This is a genomic window from Ralstonia sp. VS2407 (assembly GCF_052950655.1).
The window spans coordinates 365,469-388,923 of the sequence record NZ_JBRFVG010000004.1; the positions used below are offsets into that span (position 1 = coordinate 365,469).

Annotated in this window: 24 protein-coding genes, 1 other RNA gene and 1 riboswitch; of the genes, 13 read left to right on the forward strand and 12 right to left on the reverse strand. The window is 65.1% G+C overall.

The window, feature by feature from the left end; translation table 11 throughout:
* Nucleotides 1–8: 8 nt before the first annotated feature.
* Entirely contained in the window at nucleotides 9–1,796 is a 1,788-nt protein-coding gene (locus ACU8YE_RS09520) for an autotransporter assembly complex protein TamA (RefSeq protein WP_316878811.1), read from the reverse strand.
* Between the two features lie 237 nt (nucleotides 1,797–2,033).
* On the opposite strand from ACU8YE_RS09520, the gene ACU8YE_RS09525 reads away from it, so the two are divergent.
* From ACU8YE_RS09525 to panC, 3 genes are read left to right on the forward strand one after another with little or no spacing between them, the layout of a single operon-like run.
* Nucleotides 2,034–2,222, forward strand: coding sequence for a DUF3460 family protein (locus tag ACU8YE_RS09525; RefSeq protein ID WP_024975037.1), 189 nt, complete (start codon nucleotides 2,034–2,036; stop codon nucleotides 2,220–2,222).
* A 39-nt stretch (nucleotides 2,223–2,261) separates the two neighbouring features.
* Nucleotides 2,262–3,143 carry a segregation and condensation protein A gene (locus tag ACU8YE_RS09530; RefSeq protein ID WP_446928581.1) on the forward strand — a complete coding sequence of 294 codons (882 nt, stop codon included), beginning with the start codon at nucleotides 2,262–2,264 and terminating at the stop codon, nucleotides 3,141–3,143.
* A gap of 24 nt (nucleotides 3,144–3,167) precedes the next feature.
* Nucleotides 3,168–4,019, forward strand: a complete 852-nt coding sequence (panC, locus tag ACU8YE_RS09535; RefSeq protein WP_232040745.1) for a pantoate--beta-alanine ligase — start codon at nucleotides 3,168–3,170, stop codon at nucleotides 4,017–4,019.
* A 49-nt stretch (nucleotides 4,020–4,068) separates the two neighbouring features.
* On the opposite strand, the gene ACU8YE_RS09540 is transcribed toward panC, so the two are convergent.
* Together ACU8YE_RS09540 and ACU8YE_RS09545 are read right to left on the reverse strand one after the other, a co-directional pair.
* A complete protein-coding gene (locus ACU8YE_RS09540; RefSeq protein ID WP_232040746.1) occupies nucleotides 4,069–4,734 on the reverse strand; it encodes a ParA family protein in 666 nt (221 codons plus the stop codon).
* Nucleotides 4,735–4,809: 75 nt separating this feature from the next.
* Nucleotides 4,810–6,306, reverse strand: a complete 1,497-nt coding sequence (locus ACU8YE_RS09545; RefSeq protein WP_446928582.1) for a cobyric acid synthase — start codon at nucleotides 6,304–6,306, stop codon at nucleotides 4,810–4,812.
* Between the two features lie 61 nt (nucleotides 6,307–6,367).
* Here ACU8YE_RS09545 and cobU point away from each other — a divergent pair, with 61 nt between their 5' ends.
* From cobU to ACU8YE_RS09565, 4 genes are read left to right on the forward strand one after another with little or no spacing between them, the layout of a single operon-like run.
* Nucleotides 6,368–6,943 (forward strand): bifunctional adenosylcobinamide kinase/adenosylcobinamide-phosphate guanylyltransferase, encoded by a 576-nt coding sequence (cobU, locus tag ACU8YE_RS09550; protein ID WP_260801982.1) that lies wholly within the window; start codon nucleotides 6,368–6,370, stop codon nucleotides 6,941–6,943.
* On the forward strand, nucleotides 6,940–7,920 hold the full coding sequence (gene cbiB / locus ACU8YE_RS09555) for an adenosylcobinamide-phosphate synthase CbiB (RefSeq protein WP_446928583.1): 981 nt from the start codon (nucleotides 6,940–6,942) through the stop codon (nucleotides 7,918–7,920). Before cobU ends, cbiB begins: the two co-directional genes overlap by 4 nt.
* Complete coding sequence (cobD, locus tag ACU8YE_RS09560; protein ID WP_322017413.1) at nucleotides 7,917–8,924, forward strand: threonine-phosphate decarboxylase CobD; 1,008 nt, start codon at nucleotides 7,917–7,919, stop codon at nucleotides 8,922–8,924. Before cbiB ends, cobD begins: the two co-directional genes overlap by 4 nt.
* A gap of 13 nt (nucleotides 8,925–8,937) precedes the next feature.
* Nucleotides 8,938–9,894 (forward strand): cobalamin-binding protein, encoded by a 957-nt coding sequence (locus tag ACU8YE_RS09565; protein WP_260801985.1) that lies wholly within the window; start codon nucleotides 8,938–8,940, stop codon nucleotides 9,892–9,894.
* A 13-nt stretch (nucleotides 9,895–9,907) separates the two neighbouring features.
* On the opposite strand, the gene cobC is transcribed toward ACU8YE_RS09565, so the two are convergent.
* The 7 genes from cobC to ACU8YE_RS09600 are packed head-to-tail and all read right to left on the reverse strand — an operon-like array spanning nucleotide 9,908 to nucleotide 16,650.
* Nucleotides 9,908–10,486 carry an alpha-ribazole phosphatase gene (gene cobC, locus ACU8YE_RS09570; RefSeq protein ID WP_316878802.1) on the reverse strand — a complete coding sequence of 193 codons (579 nt, stop codon included), beginning with the start codon at nucleotides 10,484–10,486 and terminating at the stop codon, nucleotides 9,908–9,910.
* Complete coding sequence (locus tag ACU8YE_RS09575; protein ID WP_446928584.1) at nucleotides 10,471–11,241, reverse strand: adenosylcobinamide-GDP ribazoletransferase; 771 nt, start codon at nucleotides 11,239–11,241, stop codon at nucleotides 10,471–10,473. Before ACU8YE_RS09575 ends, cobC begins: the two co-directional genes overlap by 16 nt.
* Nucleotides 11,238–12,302: a nicotinate-nucleotide--dimethylbenzimidazole phosphoribosyltransferase gene (cobT, locus tag ACU8YE_RS09580; protein ID WP_446928585.1), complete on the reverse strand. Its 1,065-nt coding sequence runs from the start codon at nucleotides 12,300–12,302 to the stop codon at nucleotides 11,238–11,240. Before cobT ends, ACU8YE_RS09575 begins: the two co-directional genes overlap by 4 nt.
* Nucleotides 12,302–12,922, reverse strand: coding sequence for a cob(I)yrinic acid a,c-diamide adenosyltransferase (gene cobO, locus ACU8YE_RS09585; protein ID WP_440817265.1), 621 nt, complete (start codon nucleotides 12,920–12,922; stop codon nucleotides 12,302–12,304). The genes cobT and cobO overlap by 1 nt, the downstream gene beginning before the upstream one ends.
* Nucleotides 12,912–13,751 (reverse strand): ATP-binding cassette domain-containing protein, encoded by an 840-nt coding sequence (locus tag ACU8YE_RS09590; RefSeq protein ID WP_440817261.1) that lies wholly within the window; start codon nucleotides 13,749–13,751, stop codon nucleotides 12,912–12,914. The genes cobO and ACU8YE_RS09590 overlap by 11 nt, the downstream gene beginning before the upstream one ends.
* Nucleotides 13,748–14,767: a FecCD family ABC transporter permease gene (locus tag ACU8YE_RS09595; protein ID WP_316870017.1), complete on the reverse strand. Its 1,020-nt coding sequence runs from the start codon at nucleotides 14,765–14,767 to the stop codon at nucleotides 13,748–13,750. Before ACU8YE_RS09595 ends, ACU8YE_RS09590 begins: the two co-directional genes overlap by 4 nt.
* Nucleotides 14,764–16,650: a TonB-dependent receptor domain-containing protein gene (locus tag ACU8YE_RS09600; protein WP_316870018.1), complete on the reverse strand. Its 1,887-nt coding sequence runs from the start codon at nucleotides 16,648–16,650 to the stop codon at nucleotides 14,764–14,766. Before ACU8YE_RS09600 ends, ACU8YE_RS09595 begins: the two co-directional genes overlap by 4 nt.
* 125 nt (nucleotides 16,651–16,775) lie before the next feature.
* A riboswitch (cobalamin riboswitch) is annotated at nucleotides 16,776–17,023 on the reverse strand.
* A gap of 167 nt (nucleotides 17,024–17,190) precedes the next feature.
* Between ACU8YE_RS09600 and ACU8YE_RS09605 the strand changes: the two genes are divergently transcribed.
* From ACU8YE_RS09605 to ACU8YE_RS09625, 5 genes are all read left to right on the forward strand, one after another.
* Nucleotides 17,191–17,511 carry a hypothetical protein gene (locus ACU8YE_RS09605; RefSeq protein WP_260801993.1) on the forward strand — a complete coding sequence of 107 codons (321 nt, stop codon included), beginning with the start codon at nucleotides 17,191–17,193 and terminating at the stop codon, nucleotides 17,509–17,511.
* A gap of 2 nt (nucleotides 17,512–17,513) precedes the next feature.
* Nucleotides 17,514–17,831, forward strand: coding sequence for a cell division protein ZapA (locus tag ACU8YE_RS09610; protein ID WP_092972874.1), 318 nt, complete (start codon nucleotides 17,514–17,516; stop codon nucleotides 17,829–17,831).
* 215 nt (nucleotides 17,832–18,046) lie between these two features.
* Nucleotides 18,047–18,266, forward strand: a non-coding RNA gene (gene ssrS / locus ACU8YE_RS09615) — 6S RNA.
* Between the two features lie 155 nt (nucleotides 18,267–18,421).
* Nucleotides 18,422–18,892, forward strand: a complete 471-nt coding sequence (locus ACU8YE_RS09620; protein WP_232040760.1) for an EVE domain-containing protein — start codon at nucleotides 18,422–18,424, stop codon at nucleotides 18,890–18,892.
* 94 nt (nucleotides 18,893–18,986) lie between these two features.
* Nucleotides 18,987–19,688, forward strand: coding sequence for an SIMPL domain-containing protein (locus ACU8YE_RS09625; protein ID WP_260801996.1), 702 nt, complete (start codon nucleotides 18,987–18,989; stop codon nucleotides 19,686–19,688).
* Between the two features lie 68 nt (nucleotides 19,689–19,756).
* On the opposite strand, the gene lgt is transcribed toward ACU8YE_RS09625, so the two are convergent.
* Together lgt and ACU8YE_RS09635 are read right to left on the reverse strand one after the other, a co-directional pair.
* Nucleotides 19,757–20,659 (reverse strand): prolipoprotein diacylglyceryl transferase, encoded by a 903-nt coding sequence (gene lgt / locus ACU8YE_RS09630; protein WP_446928586.1) that lies wholly within the window; start codon nucleotides 20,657–20,659, stop codon nucleotides 19,757–19,759.
* 14 nt (nucleotides 20,660–20,673) lie between these two features.
* Nucleotides 20,674–21,618, reverse strand: coding sequence for a LysR substrate-binding domain-containing protein (locus ACU8YE_RS09635; protein ID WP_232040763.1), 945 nt, complete (start codon nucleotides 21,616–21,618; stop codon nucleotides 20,674–20,676).
* A 128-nt stretch (nucleotides 21,619–21,746) separates the two neighbouring features.
* On the opposite strand from ACU8YE_RS09635, the gene ilvD reads away from it, so the two are divergent.
* Nucleotides 21,747–23,420 carry a dihydroxy-acid dehydratase gene (gene ilvD, locus ACU8YE_RS09640; RefSeq protein ID WP_446928587.1) on the forward strand — a complete coding sequence of 558 codons (1,674 nt, stop codon included), beginning with the start codon at nucleotides 21,747–21,749 and terminating at the stop codon, nucleotides 23,418–23,420.
* Nucleotides 23,421–23,455 lie beyond the last annotated feature (35 nt).

Genomic DNA, 23,455 nt, shown 5'->3' on the forward strand with positions numbered 1-23,455 from the left:
CGTCATGTTCAGAACGCGATGCCCAGCGACACGCTCGGCCGGAACTGCTTCTGCTGGATGCCATAGGCCATGTCGAGCTGGATCGGTCCGACCGGGCTCTTCCAGCGCACGCCGACGCCCACCCCGTTGAACCAGCGACGCTCCGACCAGTTGTCGGTGGCGGTGCCGGTATCCCAGAACACGGCGGCGCCCCATTGCGGCAGGAACCAGCGTTGATACTCCACCCCGCCGGTGACGAGGAACTTGGCCGGCAATGTGCTGCCGTTGACGTCGTTACCGATGCTCTGGAAGTCGTAACCGCGCACCGACTGCGTGCCGCCCGTGCGGAAGCGCAGCGTGGCCGGCACGCCATCGCCGGAACCGGAGGTGATGACCGCGCCCAGCTCGCCACGCGCGACGAAGATATCGCGCTGCCCCACAGGCACGAACTGGCGGATGCGGCTGTATGACCGCACGAACGATTGGTCCGTCAGCACGCCCTTGACTGCCGCGCCGATCTGCGTGGTGATGATGTTGCCGCGACGCGGGAACAGCGGGTCGTCCACGTCGCGGCGCGTCCAGGCGAACCCCGGGACAAGGGCTTTGCTCAACTGCCGCTCGGCACCATCGGGGCGCAGATCGTCGTAGTAGAAATCAACGGTGAACGACGTCTCATAGATGCCGCGTACGCGCGTCTGCTTGAAGCCGGAACGATAGCTGCGCGTGTCGGTGCCCGACGTGTCGGTGCGGTCCATGCTGGTGTAGAGACTGTTGACGTATTGCTTGTCGTCGGGGGGCACGGTCACGCCGGCAAACAGGTACTGACGGCGCTGTTCGATGCGGGCCTGCGTATCGAGCACCCATGCCTTGCTGAACAGATTCAGATATTGATAGCGCCCTTCCACCGAGGCGCCGGTGTCCGTGCCGTAACCCACACCACTGGTGATGCGGTTGGGCGGGTACTCCCGCACGCGCACGCGCACCGGCGCGTTGACCGGGTTCTTCGGGTCGTCACCCAGGTCAACGATGGCATTGGAGAAATACGGCTGCCCCTGGATGGCAGCCTGCAACGATTGCAGCCGATCGGCTGAGTAGTCTTCACCCACGCGCAGCGGATTCACGTGGTTGATGATGCTGAGCGGGTAGCGCGACAAGCCCTGCACTTCCAGCGGCCCCAGCGTGTAGGCCGGACCACTGTCATAGCCCACCGACAGGTCTGCCTTGCTTTCGTCCGGATCCACACGTGCCTGCGACGACGTCTGCTTGGCCGCGTAATAACGTTTGCTCTGGAGAGCGGCCAGACTGTCGTCCTTGGCCTTATCCCAGCCCGACTGGCGGAAGGCCATGCCGTGCTGCAGGCTCCACGATTTTTTCAACTCGTCGATGCGCTTGGCGTCTTGCGTGATGGCCCCGGTAAAGTCGAGCGCCACGGTGTCGATGGTGGTACGCGGGCCGGGCTCGACCTTCACATTGACTACACGGTGGTCCGGCGGGCCGTCCAGCTTCGCGGTCGCCTTGGGCACGAAATAGCCTTCGGTGGCCGTCAGCTTGGTGACCTGGTCGCCAATGGTCTCGACCATGTATTGGAGCTGGTCGTCGGTGATGTCCTTGCGATCCTTGTAACGCGACAGGTCCAGATGGCGCTCGAGCAAGTCGCGAATGGACTTCGGCGCGTCGATCTTGACGTCGTATTCAGCGTGCGCCGGGGCCCAGGCGAGGGACAGCGCAAAGCCGGCCGCCAGCGCGGCGGCGGGCAAACCCAGAAAACGGAAGCGTGGTGGTCGTGACGGTCGCGATGGTCGATTGGAGCCGGTCATCGTGGCAAGCGTGGCGCCGCCCCACGGGTCGGCTGAATCGAAGGAAAGGCGTATTTGACCATACCGGGCCCGGCGGGTGCCGAGGCAAATGCAACGAATGCGGCCTTCCGGATCGGCCCGAGGGGTTTCGCACGTGCCGTGCCCAAGGCCGTTAGGACAGCCAATACGGTAAAATGCGCCGGTTTTCCGCCCGGGACCTTTCCGCGCGGGCAAGATCACCCAACATCACATACCGCCATGGCCCTGTACAAGTCCGAGATCACCCAGTTCCTGGAAGAACTCAAGACCCAGAAGCCCGACCTGGAAGCGCAGCAGCGCCAAGGCCGGTCCCTGCTGTGGGACAAGGACCCGATCGACCTGGAAGAGCGCGCCCGCGCCAAGTCTGCCCGCGTGCCGCAAAAGCCGTACGTCTACTCGCTGGACTGATCGGCCAACCGGCCCTCGGCCCGCCAGGCTCACCGCCGCATGACCACTTCCGCGCAGGACAAGCTGCCACTGCCCGTCGAGCTGCCCAGCGTGGCGCCCGATCAGGATTCCACGCCCGCGCAGGTCGACGGCCTCGCCTTTGCGCGGCTTTACGGCGAGCCGCTGTTCAAGCTCCCGCAAGATCTCTACATCCCGCCCGACGCGCTCGAGGTCTTTCTCGAAGCGTTTGAAGGGCCGCTGGACTTGCTGCTGTACCTGATCCGGCGCCAGAACTTCAATGTGCTGGACATTCCGCTGGCGCAGGTCACGCGGCAGTATCTGGCGTACATCGAGCAGATCCGCACGACCAACCTTGAGCTGGCTGCCGAATACCTGCTGATGGCGGCCATGCTCATCGAGATCAAGTCGCGCATGCTGCTGCCGGTCAGGAAGACCGACGAAGGCGTGGAGCCCGAAGATCCGCGCGCCGAACTGGTCCGCCGCCTGCTCGAGTACGAGCAGATGAAGCTCGCGGCACAGAAGCTCGACACCGTGCCGCAACTGGGCCGCGATTTCCTGCGCGCACAGGTCTATATCGAGCAGAGCCTCGCGCCGCGCTACCCCGACGTCAATTCCGACGACCTGCGTGTCGCCTGGGCAGACGTCCTGCGCCGGGCCAAGCTCACGCAGCACCACAAGATCTCGCGCGAAGAGCTGTCCGTGCGCGAACACATGAGCCAGATCCTGCGCCGCCTGCAGCACGCGCGGTTCATGGAGTTCACCGAGCTGTTCGAAGAAGCGATCCAGTCCGGCAAGGGCGCACCCATCGTGGTCGTCAACTTTGTCGCCATGCTCGAGCTTTCGCGCGAATCGCTGCTCGAAATCACGCAGGCCGAACCGTACGCACCCATCTACGTGCGCCTTGCCTACTCTCCGACGTAATCGGTCGGATCACCACCAAAGCGAATGAAAGTCATCTCGTCGATCCAGGAGTTGCGCGATCAGCTGCGCGGCCAGAACCGCGTCGCCTTCGTGCCGACCATGGGCAACCTGCATGAGGGCCACCTGAGCCTGATGCGCCTGGCGCGCCAGCATGGCGATCCGGTGGTAGCGTCCATTTTCGTGAACCGCCTGCAATTCGGCCCGAACGAAGATTTCGACAAGTACCCGCGCACGCTGCAGGACGACATCGAGAAACTGCAGAAGGAAGGCGTGTACGTGCTGTTTGCGCCCACCGAGCGCGATATGTACCCCGAGCCGCAGGAGTACCGCGTCGAGCCGCCGCACGACCTGGGCGACACGCTGGAAGGCGAATTCCGCCCCGGCTTCTTCAAAGGCGTGTGCACGGTGGTGATGAAGCTGTTCTGCTGCGTGCAACCCCGCGTGGCCGTGTTCGGCAAGAAGGATTACCAGCAGTTGATGATCGTGCGCCGCATGGCGCATCAGTTTGCGTTGCCGGTCGATATCATCCCCGCCGAAACGGTGCGCGCGGATGACGGCTTGGCGCTGTCGTCGCGCAACGTCTACCTGACCAACGAAGAGCGCGCAGAGGCCCCCGAGCTGTACCGCACGCTGCATCAGGTCCGTCAGGACGTGCTGGAAACCGTGCTGCAAGGCCAGGCTTCGCACGAAGAGGTGACCACCAAGGCGATGGAGTACCTGCGTGGCCGCGGCTGGCAGCCCGACTACGTGGCCGTGCGCCGCCGCTCCGACCTGCAGAAGCCGACGCCCGAGAACATCGCTGCAGGCGAACCGCTGGTCGTGCTGACCGCCGCGAAGCTCGGCAAGACACGCCTGATCGATAACCTCGAGATCTGAGCGATGTAGCCTCGCCCCACGAAAAAGCCCGGCAGTGCCGGGCTTTTTTTCATGCCGCCGCCGACGTGTCGGTAGCGCTCGCCTGCGTAGGCGCTTCCCCCAACCAGTCGAGAATGCCGCTCCACTGCTCCACGTCCTTGGCCACGCGCGAGGGCGCCACGTCCCACAGCGTCAGGCCATGCGCGGCGAGCTGGACGTAGTTCTGGGTATCCCGCAGATAGCCGAGGATAGGTACGTCCAGCCCCTGCACGAAACGCTGGAGCTGTTCCGCCGCGCGCGTGCGCATATCCACGCGCATGCCGACCACACCCAACTTGACCTCGCCATGGCGCACGGGTTTTTCATCGGCCAGTTTGCGCAGGAAGGTCTGCGTGGCAAGGATGTCGAACATGGAAGGCTGCAACGGCACGATCACGTAACCGGACATCTTGACGAGATCCCCCAGCCGCCAGCCATGGAGGCCCGCCGGCGTGTCGAGCACGACATGCGTCGTCCCCTTGGGCGGCTTGGCGATGTGGTCGGCGTTGATTTCCCACGTGCGGATGGGCTTGGCGGTTTCGGGGCGCAAGGCGAGCCATTCGCGTGAGGACTGCTGGCGATCGGTGTCGCCCAGCATCACGGCATGGTCCCGCGCCGCAAAGTAGCCGGCCAGATTGGTGGCCAGCGTGCTTTTGCCCACTCCGCCCTTCGGATTCGCTACAACGGCCACCGGCATGCCTGCCTCCTTGCGCTCGTCGAATCATGTGCCGAGTTAGTCACCCAGCGGATCTGTCCATCCGGTAATTATGGCTCACCCTGCACGTGGCAGCGTTCGGAACAGCGTGGCGAGGTCCAGATGCGCTTCGCACGTGTCGGCAAGGCGCTCGAGCGATGCCTCGCGCAATGCGGCGTAGTCCTGCGCCTGCACATCGCGCACGCCGGCCCAGGCAAGCAACGCTCGGCACGCATCGGGCGTGTCGAACAAGCCGTGCAGGTAAGTCGCCAGGATTTGCCCGTCTGCGGAGATCGCGCCATCTGCGCGGCCATCGTCGAGGTGCACGGCGGGGCGCGTGAGCGCCGCCCCCTCGGTCACGCCCATGTGGATTTCGTAGCCGGCGATGGCCGCACCGCTTTCCGCCAAGGAGCCACGCACCTGACGCAACTGCTTGGCAGCCTCCAGCGTCGTCTCGAAATCGAGATAGCCGAAACCCTCGATGCTGCCAGCTGCGCCTTCCAGCCCGTGCGGATCATGCAAGCGCCGCCCCAGCATCTGCATGCCGCCGCAGATGCCGATCAGCTTGCCGCCGTAGCGCAGATGCCGCGCGATGGCCGCCTCCCAGCCATTGGCACGCAGCCAGGCGAGATCGGCCTGCACGCTCTTGCTGCCGGGCAGGATGATGAGGTCGGCGGGCGGAACCGGCTGGCCTGGCCCGACCAGGCGGACATCCACCTGCGGGTGCGCGCGCAACGCGTCGAAATCGGTGTGGTTGGACACACGCGGCAACACCGGAATGACGACGCGTAGCGCATCGGCTGAGGCTGTGTGCTGCGCCGTCTGCACCGCGTCTTCTGCGTCGAGGTGAAGGCCATGCAGATACGGCAGCACGCCAAACACCGGCTTGCCCGTCTGCGCGGTCAGCCAGTCGAGCCCGGGCGTGAGTAGAGAAATATCGCCGCGAAACCGGTTGATGATGAACCCGCCCACGCGCGCACGTTCGCTGTCAGACAAGCAGGCGAGCGTGCCGACAAGGTGCGCGAACACGCCACCGCGATCGATGTCAGCGACGAGCACGACGGGGCAATCGACGGCTTCGGCAAACCCCATGTTGGCGATGTCCCTGTCGCGCAGGTTGACCTCCGCCGGGCTGCCCGCACCCTCTACGAGCACGAGGTCGTAACGCGCGCGCAGCCGCGTGTGCGATTCGAGCACGGCAGCCATGGCGGTGGGCTTGTAGTCGTGATACGCGCGGGCATCGAGGTCGCACCGCGGCTGACCGTGGATGATGATCTGCGCGCCGGTGTCGCTGCTGGGCTTGAGCAGCACGGGGTTCATGTCGACCGTGGGGGCAACGCCCGCCGCCTGCGCCTGCAACGCCTGGGCGCGGCCGATCTCGCCACCGTCTGCGGTGACGGCGCTGTTGAGTGCCATGTTCTGCGGCTTGAACGGCGCCACGCGCACACCCGCACGATGCGCAACGCGGCACAAGCCGGCCACCAACGTGCTCTTGCCAGCATCGGACGTGGTGCCCTGGATCATCAGCGTGCCCCGAAGCGAGTCTGGCGGCACAGGAAATGGAGCTTTCGACATGCGCGGATTATCGCACCCGCTTTCTAGTGCTTCACCCCTGCGCCCTCGCTAAAATGCCGGAATGTCACGCCGCCTCACACTCGTTCTTGGGGGTGCCCGCTCGGGCAAGAGCCACCACGCCGAACAGCTCGCGCTGCAATGCGCGGGCCCCGTCACGTACGTCGCCACCGCCGGCGAGGGCGATGAAGAGATGCAATTGCGCGTGGCCCTCCACCGCGCGCGACGCCCGGCCAACTGGGGGCTGGTCGAAGAGCCCGTGCGCCTGGCCGAAGCGCTCTACACGCACGCGCAGCACGGTGGCTGCGTGCTGGTCGATTGCATGACGCTGTGGCTCAACAATCTGCTCTTATCGGAGCACCACGAATACCCCGAAACAGGCCTCGTCACGCCGCCCACGGCCTGGACGGCCGAGATCGATGCGCTCCTTACCGCCCTGCCGCTGCTGCCCGGTGAGGTCATCCTTGTCAGCAACGAAATCGGACTGGGCGTAGTGCCGATGGGCGCCGTCACGCGCTTCTACGTGGACGAGCTTGGCCGGCTGAACCAACGCCTCGCCGCGCTGGCCGACAACGTACATCTGCTGGTGGCCGGCATTCCGATGGTGGTGAAAGGGCCGGCACCCGGCGCTGCAACGTGAGCGTGTCGTCGGGCGGCGTATTCGATCTCGGATGGGCGCTCGTGACGCTGGCCGCGCTCGCGGGCGTGCTGCTCGACCGGCTGTTCGGCGAGGTGCCGCGCTGGCATCCGCTGGTCGGATTTGGGGGCATCGCCACCGCAATTGAACACGCTATGAACCGCGTACCTGCTGCAGTAGCGTGGTCGCGCGTCGTCGGTCTCGTTGCATGGGCAGTCGCCGTTTTGCCGTTTGTGCTGCTGGCGGGATGGCTCGTCGTCATTGCGCGTGATGTGTCACCGTGGCCGGTGGCAGCGCTTGACGCCATCGCGCTCTATTTCGCCATCGGCGCGCGTAGCCTGCATGACCACATCGCGCCGATCGCGCTTGCGCTGCGCGATGCGGATCTGCCGCGTGCACGCGCCCTCGCCTCGCGCATTGTCTCGCGTGACCTCACACAAGCCACCGATGAGCCCATCGCGCGCGCCGCCGTGGAATCGACGTTGGAGAACGGCAGCGATGCCGTCTTCGCACCGCTGTTCTGGCTTGTGGTGGCAGGCGCCCCGGGCGTCGTGCTGTATCGGCTGGCCAATACGCTTGATGCAATGTGGGGCTACCGCAATGCGCGCTTTACCGGCTTTGGCTGGGCGGCGGCCCGCATCGACGATGTGCTCAACTGGATGCCCGCGCGACTCACTGCAATCAGCTACGCGCTACTCGGCCACACCGCCGATGCGCTGCGCTGCTGGCGCACGCAAGCCCCGCAATGGTCGAGCCCCAACGCTGGCCCGGTGATGGCTGCTGGTGCAGGCAGCCTGCGCGTTCAGCTCGGCGGCGCAGCGCGCTACGAAGGCGTGGACGAAGCGCGCCCTTCGCTTGGCACCGGAGAAATGGCGGCCGCAGCCGATATCGCGCGGGCATTGACACTCGTGTCGCGCACGTTGTGGTTGTGGCTCGGCGTACTGAGCCTGATCGCAGCGTTGGCGTGGCGCCTGTCGTGAACGCCATCGTCCACGGTGGCAATCTCGCGGCCGCACGCGTGCAGTACGGAGAGCCTGCCGGCGGCTGGCTTGACCTGTCCACAGGCATCAACCCGCACGGCTACCCCATCCCGCCGATCCCACCCGATGCCTGGTTGCGCCTGCCCGAAGACGATGGCCTCGAAGCGCAGGCCGCCGCGCACTACGGCGTGATCGACGCGCGGGCCGTGCTGGCGGTTGCAGGTTCGCAAGCAGCAATCCGCACCCTTCCGACCCTGCTGCCGCGCGGGCGTGCCGGCATCGCGCAGATCGGCTATAGCGAATACGCGCCCGCCTTTGCGCGCGCCGGCCATGACGTCGTGCCGCTGCCCGAAGCCGCCTTCCTCGGTGACCTGCCAAGCGACCTGCGGCACTTGGTTGTCGTCAACCCGAACAACCCGACGGCACGCGTGCTGCCCGCAGAGACCCTGCGCGATTGGCACACGCGCCTGCATGCGCGCGGCGGGTCGTTGATCGTGGACGAGGCATTCATCGAAGCGTTCGACGATGGCCCCACATTGGCGCCCCTGGCTGGCGTGCCGGGGCTCGTCGTGCTGCGCTCGATCGGCAAGTTCTACGGGCTGGCGGGCGCGCGCATCGGCTTCGCGCTGGCTGCGCCTGAGCTGGTGTCTGCGCTGCGCGAGGCGCTCGGGCACTGGACCGTCAACGGCCCCGCCCGTGCTGTGGTACGTGCGGCGCTGGCCGATACCGCTTGGCAAGTTTCAACGCGCACGCAACTGCAGCATGCGGGGGCGCGGCTCTCGGCGTTGCTGGATCGCCACGGCTTGCCAAATGCCGCCACCCCGCTGTTTGCCTGGGCACGCGCGCCGCATGCACCGGCCCTCCATGCAAGCCTGGCGCGCCTTGGCATCTGGACCCGCCTGTTCGATGTACCCGTCAGCGGCCTGCGCTTCGGCTTGCCGCCGGATGAGACTGGATGGCAACGCCTTGCCGATGCGCTAGCATCGCTGTCGCACCCTGCTTGACCTGCCCCCCCCGATGCCCGCTTGCCTCTCTCGTCTCACCCGTCGCGTGCTTGCGTGCGGCCTCTCCGCCATTGCGCTCACGATCGCTGCCGCACCGGCACTTGCCGCCATTTCCGTCACAGACGATAGCGGTGCCACGGTTACGCTGCAGCGCCCCGCTCAACGCATCGTCAGCCTCGCCCCGCATGCGACCGAGCTGCTGTTCGCGGCCGGCGGCGGCGCACGCATCGTCGGCACCGTGGCTTACAGCGACTACCCGCCTCCTGCGCGCGACATTCCTCACGTGGGAGATAACCGCTCGCTCGATCTGGAGCGCATTGCCGCCCTCAAGCCCGATCTGGTGGTGGTCTGGCGCCACGGCAATGCGCAGAAGCAGATCGACCGGCTGCGTGCGCTGGGCATTCCGCTGTTCTTCTCCGAGCCGCATCGCATGAGCGATATTCCGCGCTCGATCGAGGCACTCGGTACGCTGCTCGACACCCGTGCCAGCGCGCACGACGCGGCCCAGCAATTCCGCCAACGCGCCGATGCATTGCGCCAGCGCTACGCGAGCCGGCCGCCGGTTTCGGTGTTCTACCAGGTATGGGAACAGCCGCTGATGACGCTCAACGGCCAGCACATCTTCTCTGACATGCTGACGTTGTGCGGCGGCCGCAATGTGTTTGCGGGCGAGCCCTTGCTGGTGCCGACCGTTTCGCCCGAAGCCGTCATCGCTGCGAACCCCGAAGTGCTGCTGACCGCGAGCATGGGCGCCACGCAAGGCAGCCGCCCGATCGACACGCTCGACGCGTGGAAGCGTTGGCCGCAATTGCTGGCCGTGCAGCGCGGCAACCTCTTCACCATCAATGGCGACCTGATCAACCGATTCGGACCACGCTTGGTGGAAGCGGCAACGCTGTTGTGCGAAGACCTGGAGCAAGCCCGCATGCGGCGCCTCGGTTCACAAACCACCAACGGGTTGAGCCGCTGAACCGCGCCGCCGGTCAGCGGTTCCAGAACAGCAGCACCGGTAATGCGTCAGGCTGCACGCGAAAGCCGCAGGCTGCGCCCCATTGCAACGGCCATTGCAGCGTCTCGGCCAACGGCCGCTGCAACCAATGCGACGCCAGTGCACGCATACAGCCGGCATGCGTCACCGCCCACACGCAAGCCGCGGGCGTCGCGCTTGTTGCCTCGGCCCAGGTCGTCATGCGCGCCAGCAAATCCGCCGCCGACTCTCCGCCATGCGGATTACCGTGCACAAGATCACGCGCCCACTGGTCGATTTCTGCGCGCGGGATGTCATCCCACTGGCAGCCTTCCCAGGCGCCGAAATCGAGTTCCATCAATTGCACATCGATCTCGATCGCGGGAAGTTGAGCCGCTTGCGCTAAGGCTTCGGCCGTCAGACGGCTGCGCTGCAATGGACTCGCCAACAGGCGATGTGGGGCGTGGGCGCTGAGCTTCTCGACGATGGCTGAAGGCGCAGGGTCCATCGGCAAAGCCAGATCCAGATCGGTGCGGCCATAGCAGAGACCGGCCGCCATGGCAGGCCGCGCGTGGCGGATCAGGATGACATCCATGCCAGCAACCCCCACAGGATCAGCAGCTCGAAAATCTGCTGCGCCATGCCCAGGCAATCGCCCGTGATGCCACCGATGCGGCGCACGAAATATCGACCCAGCAGCCAGCGCGCAACGAACAACCCGCCAGCAATGAACGCCGCGCACACCGGCCCAAACCACAGCAAAGGCGCGATGCCGAACACGCCGGCCCACAAGGCATCGCTCCGTCGCATGCGTTGCGCAACGGGCTTGGCCTTGCCTTCAGCGCGCACGTAGTCGTGGGTGAGCAGGTAGCTGACGGCCGCCGCGCGGCTTGCAGCGTGCGCAGCCACCATTGCAACGAGGATGCCCATGCCATGCGGCGCCATCGCGCTGAGCAATTGCCACTTCAGCAGCAACGCCATGCACACGGCAATCGCCCCGAACGCGCCGATGCGCGAGTCGTGCATGATGCGCAGCCGGTCTTCTGGCGTGTAGCCGCCACCAAAGCCGTCTGCGCAATCGGCCAGACCGTCCTCATGAAACGCGCCGGTCAACAACAGCGTAGCCACCATCGACACGGCTACCGCCACACCGGGCGCGGGCACCGTGCGTGACACGAGCCAATACACCGCGGCTGCCACGGCGCCCACCAACCACCCGATCAGCGGAAAGTAGCGCGCCGCGCGATTCAGCCCCGCTTGCGAGAACCCAACCGACGCCGGCACGGGGATGCGGGTGAAATACCCGACCGCCGTCCACAGCGCCTGCCAGTGTTCACGCAAGGCGTTCATGGCGATGCGCGCCCGCTCACGCCTGCGCTGGCGAAGGTCGCCATCTCGCGCAGGAACGCCACGGCTGACACGACCACCGGATACGCCAGCACCGCACCGCTGCCCTCTCCCAACCGCAACGACAACGACAGCAGCGGCCGCGCATCGAGCACCTCCAGCAGCGCGCGATGCCCACGCTCGTCTGACACATGCCCGAATACGCAATAGCGCAGCACGTCGGGCGCCACCTGCGCCGCCACCAGGACCGCGGCCGTGGCAATGAACCCGTCGACGAGGATGACCATGCGCCGCTGCGCCGCCTCGAGTACCGCACCCACCATCGCCGCGACCTCGAACCCGCCGAAGCACGCAAGCACGTCCAGCGGATCACGTACGTCTGCATGCTTGGCCATTGCAGCCTCCAGGACGGCACGCTTGTGGGCAAGGCCGTCATCGTCGAGCCCGGTGCCGCGGCCAACGCATTGCGCGACCGGCAAATCGCACAACCGCGCCATCAGGCACGCGGCAGAGGCCGTGTTGGCGATGCCCATTTCGCCCAGCGCGATCACGTTGGTGCCGAGCGCCGCGTGGTGTGCCACGCGTTGCGCGCCGAGTGCCATGGCGCGGTCGCGTTCGTCGGCGTTCATGGCGGCCTGCGTAGCACCCTCGTCGGCGAAGTTGCGCGTGCCGGGGCCGACAGGTGCGTCGACCAGGCCGGGCGTATCCGCAGTCCACAACGGTGTGGCGACCCCGGCGTTCACCACCTCCAATGCAAACCCATGCTGGCGGCAGAACACATTGACAGCCGCACCACCCGCGATGAAGTTGAGCACCATCTGGGCGGTCACCGCTTGCGGGTAGGCGCTCACTCCGGCATGGGCGATGCCGTGGTCGGCGGCAAACACCACCATTGCAGGGCGCGTGAGCTGCGGCGTATCGGTGTTCTGGATCAGGCCGATCTGCACGGCCAACGATTCGAGCCGGCCCAGCGCGCCGAGCGGCTTGGTCTTGCTGTCTACGGCGACCTGCAGGCGCGCGCGCAGCGCATCATCAAATGGTGGAATGTGCATGGCTGGGTTCATCACAGCTCGACTCCCGGCTGCGCCTGGATGCCTTGAGAAAAAGCATGCTTGACGAGCGTCATGTCGGTCACGGTATCTGCGGCGTCGATCAATTCGGGCGGCGCACCGCGCCCGGTAATCACCACATGCTGCGCCGGCGGCCGCGCACCCAAATCGGCCAGCACCGTCTGCACGTCAAGGTAGTGGTACTTGAGCGCAATGTTCAGTTCATCCAGCAGCACGAGGCCGACGGTCGGATCGTTCAACAGCTCGCGCGCGCACGCCCATGCGGCTTGCGCCTTTTCAATGTCGCGCGTGCGGTCCTGCGTTTCCCACGTGTAGCCCTCGCCCATCACGTGGAAGCTGCATTGCTCGGGAAACCGGCGCAGGAAACGCTCCTCTCCCGTTGGGATCGCGCCCTTGATGAACTGCACCACGCCGACCTGCATATCGTGGCCCATGGCGCGGATCACCATGCCAAAGCCGGAGCTGGATTTGCCCTTGCCGTTGCCGGTGTTGACAAGCAACACGCCGCGCACGTCGGTGGCGGCGGCGATCTTGGCATCCACTACAGCCTTCTTGCGCTGCATGCGCGAGCGGTGGCGCTCGTTCAGCGCGTCATTGTTGTCTTCAGTCGTCATCGGAGTCATCGGGAATCAAGGCCGTACGGCGGCCGTCGGCCACCTCGGCAATTGGCGTGCGCAGCACGCGCGCGCAGTGCTCGGGGGTGAGCACATCGGCAGCGATGCCGGCGGTGGTATGCCCTTCGCCGTCGATCAGCAGCGCGTGCGTGGCGAAGCGGCGCGCGAGGTTCAAGTCATGCACCGTCAGCACGACCAACCAGCCGTGTTTGCGGCAGCCTTCGCGCAACAGGCGCAACACCGCAACCTGCTGATGCAAATCGAGGTGCGCAACGGGCTCATCGAGCAGCAGCACGCGCGCCTCTTGCGCCACCACGGCAGCCATCGCCACGCGCTGACGTTCACCGCCAGAAAGCGTGCGCACATCGCGTTGTGCCAGCGACTGCAACTGCAGCGCAGACACCGCGGCATCTACAGCGCGTGCATCCGCATCGCCCTCCCACTCCCAGCGCGCGAGATGCGGGTGGCGGCCGGTCATCACGGCGTCGTACACCGTGATCGGAAAGGTGTCATGCAAGGTCTGCGGCAGAAACGCGCGGCGGCGGGCCATCGCCAGTGCAGGCCAGTCGGCAAGGGCCACACCGTCGAGCGTGACGCTGCCGCCGTCCGGCAAGCGCAAACCAGCCAGCACGGCAAGCCATGTCGACTTGCCCGCGCCGTTCGGTCCGACCACGCACCAGAGTTGGCCTGCCGTGGCCGTCATCGACAACCGCTCGATCAACACGCGTCCATCGATGGTCACCCGCAGATCGCGCAGCGCAAGTTCGGGCTCCGCATCCAACTGCGCGCATGCGTCCGTTGCGGGACGTGGACGGCGCCACCAGCTCATCGCGCGCTCCGCATGAGCAAGTAAAGAAACGTCGGCACCCCCAGCAGGGTGGTGATCACGCCCACGGGCAGTTGCGTGGGGGCGATCAGCGTTCGGGCGATCAGGTCGGCCAGCATCAGCAGCCCGCCGCCAGCCATCGCCGTGGCAGGCAGGTGGATGCGCACGTCGCGTGTCCACGCCAGGCGCACCATGTGCGGCACCAGCAGGCCGACAAAGGCGACCGAGCCCGCAATGGTTACCGCCACCGCCGTGCATAGCGAAGCCACCACATAGATCAACGCACGCACACGTGCTACTGGCACACCCAGCGCACGGGCACGGGTTTCGCCGGTCAGCAGCACGTTCAGGTCGCGCGCATGGGGCAGCACCACCGCCACCGCCACCACGAGCGCCATCAAGGCGCCCGCGTAACGATCGGCGCCCCCCAAGTCGCCGACCATCCAGAAAATCATGCCGCGCAGCTTGTTCTCGGGCGCCACTGTCAAGATAAGCGTGATCAGGCCGACCCAGCCGGAGGCCATGACCACGCCACCGAGCAACAAGCGCGCGTTGGCCTCGCCGGGCTCGCCACGCCACAGGTGCTGACGCGCCAACGCCGCCACCAGCGCCATCGACAGCAATGCTCCCGCGCCGGCACTCGTCTGCACGGCCCACCACGGCAGCGAAAACAACATCGCCGTGAGCGCCGCCACGGCCCCGCCGCCGGACACGCCCAGCACATACGGATCGGCCAGCGGATTGCGCAGCAGCATCTGCATGAGCGCCCCGGCAAAGGCCAGCAGCCCGCCGGCAGCAAACGCAGCGCCCGCACGCGGCAGGCGCAATTCGGTGACGATGCCTGCAGCCAGGCTGTCGCCACCGCTATTGCCAAAAAAGAGGGCCCGCCAGACCTCGGCGGGCGACAGCTTCACACTGCCGAGCATCAATGACGCCACCAGCACCACCACGCACGCAAGCGCCAGCAGCAACCACAGTCGCCAGGCAAAACCGCGTGCGGGCAGTGCAGGTGTTGTCATCGCTTCGGTTCGTGCTGTTGCCACGACAGCGTGAAGAACACCCCACGCGATGCCGTGTTGTACGGATAGATCAACTGGTAGTTCTTGTTCGTCACGTTTTCAACACGTGCCGACACCGCCCAGTCAGGCGTGATCTGGTAGCGGCCGACCAGGTTCAGCAGGCCATAGCCGCCGAGTGTCTTGGTCGAATCCTGACGATCGCCCGCAGCATTCCACTCCACACCCGCCGAGAACGGCCCGAACGTCTTGTACGCCGAAACGCTGCCAAAGTGCCGCGCACGGCGCGACAGCAGCTGGTTGGCCGACAAGTCCTGCGGGTTCTGCATGGTAAAGCTCGCACGCAGGTCCACGCCATAGATCGAACCCCGATACGACGTCTCGAGCCCGTTCACACGTGCGCGGTTGACGTTGGCTGCGGAGCAATTGAAGTCTGCATCGCATACGGCCGTGATCAGGTTGCTGTAGTCCGTCTCGAACGCCGTTATGCGCACCAAGCCGATCGCGCTGCTGTATTCCACGCCGCCTTCCACCGAGCGCGCCTTCTCGGGCTGCACGTTCGGGTTGCCGAAGAACGGGTAGTACAGTTCATTGAAGCTTGGCGCGCGGAAGGCGTTGCTCACGCTCGCCACCGCCTTCCATTGCGGGTTGAACGCGAAGCCGTAACCGGCGTAGTAGCTGTTGGCGCCGCCAAAGTCCGAGTAGCGGTCGCGACGCACGTTCAACTGCAACTGGTGCGGACCGAACTTGCCTTCGTAACCGATGTAGGCGGAATCGACGTTGCGCGTGGGCACGTCGTAGGCGTCGCTGTCGATGCTCGTCTGCAGATGCTCCAGCCCCACCTTGAGCAACTGATTCGGCATGAAGGCCCAGTCGTTCTGCCAGCTCGCCGTTTGGTTGCGCGTGTTGAAACGCGCCGGCACCTGCAACACGCCGTTCGTGTAGTTCAAGCTGCGGTCATCGCCTTGGGACAGCGTCACACGCGTCTTCCAGTCCTGCGTCACCTTACCGTCTACGTAGGCCGACATCGAGCGCACCACGTTGTGCGCGACGTTGATGTCGGTAGGCTGGCCGAAGGCGCTGTCGTAGCTGACATCGCCCCAGGTCTGGAGGTAGGTCAGCCCGGCCTGCCAGTCTGCCGAGAACCGATGCGACAACTGTGCCGACACGCTCTTGTTCGTGTAGTAGTTGTCGTTCGGGTTGGCGTTCGGCGCCTGCAACGGGTTGATGGAGGAGAAGCCATTCGTCTTGAACTCCGACACCGACAGCGCGAACGACGTATCGCCCCGCTCGCCCAGCGAGCCGCCGATGCCCGCCTGCGCCCGCCTGGTATTGCGCGCGCCGTACTCGATTTCCGCATTGGCCAGCGGCGGATGTCCCTTGCCGCTGCGCGTAAAGATTTGCACCACGCCGCCAATCGCGTCCGAGCCGTACAGCGCAGAGACGTTTCCGCGCACGATCTCGATGTGATCGATCTGATCGGCCATCAGCTGGTCGATCTGGGCGCTGCCCGTGGTTCCGGAACTCACGCGCACACCGTCAATCAGAATCAGCGTCTGGTTGGAACTGGCGCCACGCATGAAGATGCTGGCGGTGGAGCCGGGGCCACCGCTCTGCGCGATCTCGATGCCGGCTTCGCGGCGCAGCAGCGTCACGGCATCCGGCGCCTGCGAGCGCTCAATGTCGGCGCGCGAGATCACCGTGGTATGGGGCAACGCATCCGATAGGGGCTGCTCGCTGCGCGAGGCGGTCACCACCGTCGGGTTCAGTTCACCCACTGGCGTGCTGGCTGCCTGTGTATTGCTTTGTGCCCAGGCCGGCGCAACTGCACCTGCCATAACCCCCGTTAGTGCGCCGGCAAGCGCGCGCATGGCCGTCCGGGGCATCCGGAGTGGCCGCTTTGTAGTCAAGCTCATGTTGAAAAGACAAGAAGCGTCAGCCGGACCCGTTCCCCCGCGGGTCGCTGGCAGCAGGATCTCGATGCGGTTCCCTCCAGGGTTGCACATCGGCTCTGAGATCCACCGTCCTGGCCGGTATCCGGGCTGGCGAAGCGGCCTGTCCGCCTTCCCATTCCCGAGGGAACAGTGGCGTATGGACAGACCGCGCGGCACCCATCTTCTTTGCGAGATGGCGGGCGCACGCGACGTTCGCTTACCGTTGCGGGGGCAGCGCAGGTTGGCGCATCGCTTGGGGCGCGCGCTCCCTGCTTCCCGTTTAACTGCAGATGGTGCTGCGGGCACCAGGACGCCGCGAAGTTTAACGGAAAAGGCGCGTAAAACTTGCCGCATTCGCGGTAAAAACACACCCTACGCCCGCCGTGCCGGCTGCGTCGCCTCATTCCGCCGCATATTGCGCATCCGTATGGAGGACAGGCGCGACGCGCATGATCGGCTAAAATCCCCCCACTCGATTCTGATTGACACCCAATGCTGAACGAACTCGAACAACTTGCCGGCAAGATCGCGCGCGTGCTGCGTCACGCCGATGCGCTAGCCGCCGAGAACCAGCGCCTGCGCGCCGAAGTCGAGCGGCTTCAGGCGGAAGCCGAGGCCTCCAAGACCGAGCGCGACGCGATGGTCGCCGATCGCAGCGTGCTCAATGCCAAGATCGAAGAAGCGCAACTGCGCATCCAATCGATTCTCGACAAGCTGCCCACGGCCACCGACGCGCGCCAGCTTGACCTCCTCGGCCAGGCCGCCGGCGCCGAAGAAACAACGGCCGCCCCCGCCCCGCACTCGGAGACCTAAGCATGAGCAGCAAGCAAATTGAAGTGAACATCGCCGGGCAGCCCTACAAGTTTGCTGTCTCGGTCGATAACGAAGCGGCCCTGCGTGAAGCCGCAGCCATGGTCGACAACCAGATGACCCGCATCAAGAACGGCTCGAACACCAAGGGCATCGAGCGGGTTGCCGTGATGGCCGCCATCAGCATCGCCTCGGATTTGCTGTCGATGCAACGCCAGGCCGCCTCCGATTCCGCCCTGCCGATCGACACGATTCGCGCAAAGCTCGCCGACCTGAACGCCCGCACGGACGAGGCGCTGCGCCAGTACGGCGAAGTCATTTGACTCAATACAAAACGTGTTTGTAACCGGATCGCATCCGGGCTTGGGTTCGGATGCGAACGGGTGTATAGTGTCACCCAATGGCTTCCGGGATCTCCCGCAAACCCTTGCAGCATAAGGCTTTAGCGGCTACAGGGTAGAGAAAAACGGTTGCCTGCGATGAATCTTTCAGACGCATCGCCATGCGCTCAAAATACAGCGTGATGATGCGTCTGACAGTTTCCCTGCCTGGTTCGCCATGGCCATTAATTCCTTGAACCGATAAGCATTGCTTGGTGCGGGATATGCCGTGTGGGCGAGCGCGTCTTCCAGTGCATAGCGTGCGACGCAAGTCGTGGGCTCCCTGTGCCGGTGATGTACCCGAAATGCGGCTTCCGCTGCCACTCTGAACCTCACTTGGGTTCAGGATGCGGGTCTAGCGGCCAAGGTGGGGACCCAATAAAAGGCGGTAGTGCACATGTGCGCTACCGCCTTTTTCTTTGTCTATCCTCGATACGCCCGCCATTGCCACAGCGCCAATGGCGAGGCCGCAGCCGTGTTGCTATGCTGCGCACACCGTCACCTCCCTGCACGTCGCCCGCGCACCCCACACGATGGCCACCCAATACTGGTTGATGAAGTCCGAGCCCGACGAGGCCAGCATCGACACGCTGCACGCCGAAGGCACCTTGCCCTGGACCGGCGTCAGAAACTATCAGGCACGCAACTTCATGCGCGACCGCATGCGCGTCGGCGATGGCGTGCTGTTCTACCACTCTTCCTGTCCGCAGCCCGGCATCGCGGGGCTGGCGGAAGTCTGCTCGACCAGCTATCCCGATCCCACACAATTCGACGCCAAGAGCCATTACCACGACCCCGCCTCGAAGCCGGAAGCGCCGCGCTGGATGCTCGTCGACGTGAAGTTCGTGCGCAAATGCGCGTTGATCGATTTGCCCACGCTGCGCGCACAGGAACAGCTCGCCGACATGACGGTGCTGCAACGCGGCAACCGCCTTTCGATCACGCCCGTCACGCCCGCGCAATGGCGTTACATCACAACCAAATTGATGCGCGATCCTGAGTGAATGGTCCGCATCGGCAGGGAATTGTTACAAACGTGATGAACGATGCGCGTAACAGCCAGTCAGACGCATCACATTGCTTTTTTGGGAGAACACAATGAAATCTGTCCTGGCCGCAACCATTTTGGGGACTGCAATGATGACGACTGCTTTCGCACAAGCCGCTCCTGAAACGAATCATTCGGGCGTGCTGTCGCTGGACGCGCAGGCCGTGGCCGAAGTGCCGACTGACACTGTCACGCTCACGCTGAGCGCCGAGCAGGAAGGTGCCGACCCGGGCGCGATTTCCACGGCTCTGTCGCGCAAGGCCGATGAGGTGATCAACCAGGCAAAGCGCACGTCCGGCGTGCAGGCAGAAACAGGCGGTTTCAATATCTATCCAAACACCGATCGCAACGGCAAGATCAGCGTCTGGCGTGGCCGTGCGGAGGTGCGCATCACGTCGAAGGACTTTGCAGCCGCGTCCAAGCTGGCAGGCCAACTGGCCAACCAGATGCAGGTGCAAAACGTGAACTTCACGCTCTCGCGCGAGGCGCGCACGGCGGCGGAAGCCAAGCTGGTGGACCAGGCCGTGAACTCGTTCCGCGACAAGGCCCTGACGACCACCAAGCTGTTCGGCTACACGAGCTACACGATTCGCGATGTGCACGTGAGCGAGGGCAGCAACAACCCGGGCCCGCGTCCGATGATGCGCATGGCAGCCGCTCCGGCATCGTTCGATTCGGCGCCGGTGCCTATCGAAGGCGGCAAGGCGCAGGTAACGGTGACCGTTTCCGGCGCCGTGCAGATGCTGAAATAAGCAGCGAGCCGCTCCATGAAAAAAGCCACCGACATTCGGTGGCTTTTTCTATGTGTGCGGTAGCAGCGTCAGGCGTGCGCCTGGTTTTTTGCGCCGTTGCCTGCACGACGGTAAGACCAAACCAGCATGGCGATGCCGATCAGGATCATCGGCAGCGACAGCCACTGCCCCATCGACAGGTTCGCCGCCAGCAGGCCGAGGAAGTTGTCCGGCTCACGCGCAAATTCGGCAGCGAACCGGAACACGCCATAGCCGAGCAGGAATGCGCCCGACACCGCGCCCGTCGGCCGCGGCTTGCGCGCATACAGCCACAGGAGGATGAAGAACAGCACGCCTTCGCCGAGGAACTGATAGATCTGCGAGGGGTGGCGCGGCAGCATGTGGTACTGGTCGAACAGGGCCTGCATGCCGCTGGTGACGGCCTCGTGCGCGTGCGAGAGCAGCCACTCCCGGTCTTCGCCTTGCGCCTGCGGGAACATCATCGCCCACGGCAGATTGGGCGACGACACGCGGCCCCAGAGCTCGCCGTTGATGAAGTTGCCGAGGCGCCCCGCTGCGAGGCCGCACGGCACCATCGGCGCGATGAAATCGGTCACCTGCATCCACGAGCGGCCGCGCATGCGCGCATACAGCATCATCGCGACGACCACGCCGAGGAAGCCGCCGTGGAAGGCCATGCCGCCTTCCCAGACCTTGAAGATGTCGAGCGGGTGGGCGAAATACCAATCCGGCTTGTAGAACAGGACGTAGCCGAGGCGCCCGCCGAGAATCACGCCGAGCACGCCATAGAAGAGCATGTCGTCAAGGTCGCGGCCGCTCCAGCCTTCGGCGGCGATGTGCGGCTGGCGCGTGCGCAGGCGGCCGAACCACAGGAACATGATGAACGCCGCCAGATACATCAGGCCGTACCAGCGGATGGCGAGCGGCCCCAGATGCAGGGCGACGGGATCGAATTGCGGATGGATGAGCATGAATCCTGTGGGTTTCAGGTTTGGTTGTCTTCTTGCAGCTTGGCAACGGCTTCGGCACTGGCCACGAACCACGGCAGCACCGGCGAAGCCGCATCTCGCCGCCACACCAGCCCGGTCTCGATGAACGGGCTTGGCGCGGCGAGTTCGAGATAGACCACGCCGGTCCGCTGCAGGTTGCATAGCGATGCCGGGACCAGCGCAATCCCCATCTCAGCGGAGACCAGGCTGACGATGGTCTGCATCTGGATGGCTTCCTGGCCGATCCGCGTGGCAGCCCCGGGTTCTTCGGGCCGGCCGCCGTGCGCGGCATGATAGCCGGTAATGATGTCATACAGCGCAGGCGCTGATCGACGCGGGAAGATGATCAGCGGTTCGGTCGCGACATCCGCCAGCGCTATCGGCTGACCGGGCTCCACGCCCCATTGCGCCGCGCGCGACGCGGGCACCGCCAGCACGAGACGCTCGCGCACCAGTGGACGGTATTCCAGTTCGCCCGGCACGGAGCCGGCGTGATGCGCAATCACGACACCGGCATCCACATCGCCGGCCAGGAGCGCTTCGATCTGCACATCGCTGGTGGCCTCGCGCAGCAGAAGCTGCACGTCGGGACGCGCATCGCGGAAGTGCCGCAGCAAGGCGGGCAGGATGCCGTAATCGGCGGTGCTGACGAAGGACAGCGACAGCGAGCCGACCTCCCCGCGCGCCAGCCGCTGCGCGAGGCCGGGCAGCGCATTCGCCTCGGCCAGCACACGCCGCACCTCGACCAGCCAGCGCGCACCGACGGCCGTCAGCGCCACGGAGCGCTGCGTGCGATGGAACAGCGTGACGCCCAGTTCGTCTTCCAGCGCGCGAATCTGCTGCGACAGCGGTGGCTGCGTCATCGAAAGCCGCTCAGCTGCGCGCCCGAAATGCAGTTCTTCGGCAACGGTCACGAAGTAGCGAAGCTGGCGCAGATCCATAGCGTCGATTGATAGTTTTTTCGACTGAATAGATCGAAAATAATATATTTGACGCTCTATTTCTCCAAGCGCATGCTGGGCGCCAGGCTGTTGACTACAACGATAGTGCCGACCCCACGGAGACTCCCATGCCAGACAACAAGCGTTCGCAGCACATCACCCAGGGTGTGGCGCGCTCGCCCAACCGCTCGATGTACTACGCGCTGGGCTACACGAAAGACGACTTCAACAATCCGATGATAGGCGTGGCCAACGGCCATTCGACCATCACGCCGTGCAACTCGGGCCTGCAGAAGCTGGCCGATGCCGCCGTGGCAGCGGTAAAAGAAGCCCACGCGAATCCGCAGACTTTCGGCACGCCCACCATTTCCGACGGCATGTCGATGGGCACCGAGGGCATGAAGTTCTCGCTGATCTCGCGCGAGGTGATCGCCGACTGCATCGAGACCTGCGTCAACGGCCAATGGATGGATGGTGTCGTCGTCATCGGTGGCTGCGACAAAAACATGCCGGGCGGCATGATCGCGCTGGCACGCACGAATGTGCCGGGCATCTACGTGTACGGTGGCACCATCAAGCCGGGTCACTGGAAGGGCAAGGATTTGACGATCGTGTCGTCGTTCGAGGCCGTGGGCGAATTCACGGCCGGCCGCATGAGCGAGGAAGACTTCGAGGGCATCGAGAAGAACGCCTGTCCGTCGAGCGGTTCTTGCGGCGGCATGTACACGGCCAATACGATGAGTTCTTCGTTTGAAGCGCTGGGCATGTCGCTGCTGTATTCGTCGACGATGGCCAATCCCGATCAGGAGAAAGTCGACAGCGCAGCCGAATCCGCGCGCGCGCTGGTAGAAGCCGTGCGCCGCGACCTGAAGCCGCGCGACATCATCACGCGCAAATCCATCGAAAACGCCGTGGCCGTGATCATGGCCACCGGCGGCTCCACCAACGCCGTGCTGCACTACCTGGCCATCGCCCACGCGGCAGAAGTGGAATGGACGATCGATGACTTCGAGCGGGTGCGCCAGCGCGTGCCCGTCATCTGCAACCTCAAGCCCTCGGGCCAGTACGTGGCCACCGACCTGCACGAGGCCGGCGGCATTCCGCAGGTGATGAAGCTGCTGCTCAACGCCGGCCTGCTGCATGGCGATTGCATCACCATCACCGGCAAGACGCTGGCTGAAGAACTCGCCCACGTGCCCGACCAGCCGCGCGCTGATCAAAACGTGATCCTGCCGATCGACAGGGCGCTCTACAAGGAAGGCCACCTTGCCATCTTGAAAGGCAATCTTGCCGAAGAAGGCGCCGTGGCGAAGATCACCGGCCTGAAAAACCCCGTCATCACCGGCCCGGCCCGCGTGTTCGACGATGAGCAAAGCGCGATGAGCGCAATCCTGGGCGACCAGATCAAGGCAGGCGACATTCTCGTGCTGCGCTATCTGGGGCCGAAGGGCGGCCCGGGCATGCCGGAGATGCTGGCCCCGACCTCAGCCATCATCGGCAAGGGCCTGGGCGAGTCGGTCGGCTTCATTACCGACGGGCGCTTCTCGGGCGGCACGTGGGGCATGGTGGTCGGCCACGTCGCTCCGGAAGCGTACGTGGGCGGCACGATCGGCTTGGTGCATGAAGGCGATTCGATCACCATCGACGCGCACCAGCGATTGCTGCAGTTGAATGTGCCTGACGATGAGCTTGCGCGCCGCCGTGCAGCATGGAAGCAACCCGCGCCGCGCTATACGCGTGGCGTGCTGGCGAAGTTTGCAAAACTGGCGGCAACGGCCAGCAAGGGCGCGGTAACGGACTAAGCTGGGGCCATATCAACAAAAAACCCGCCGGACGG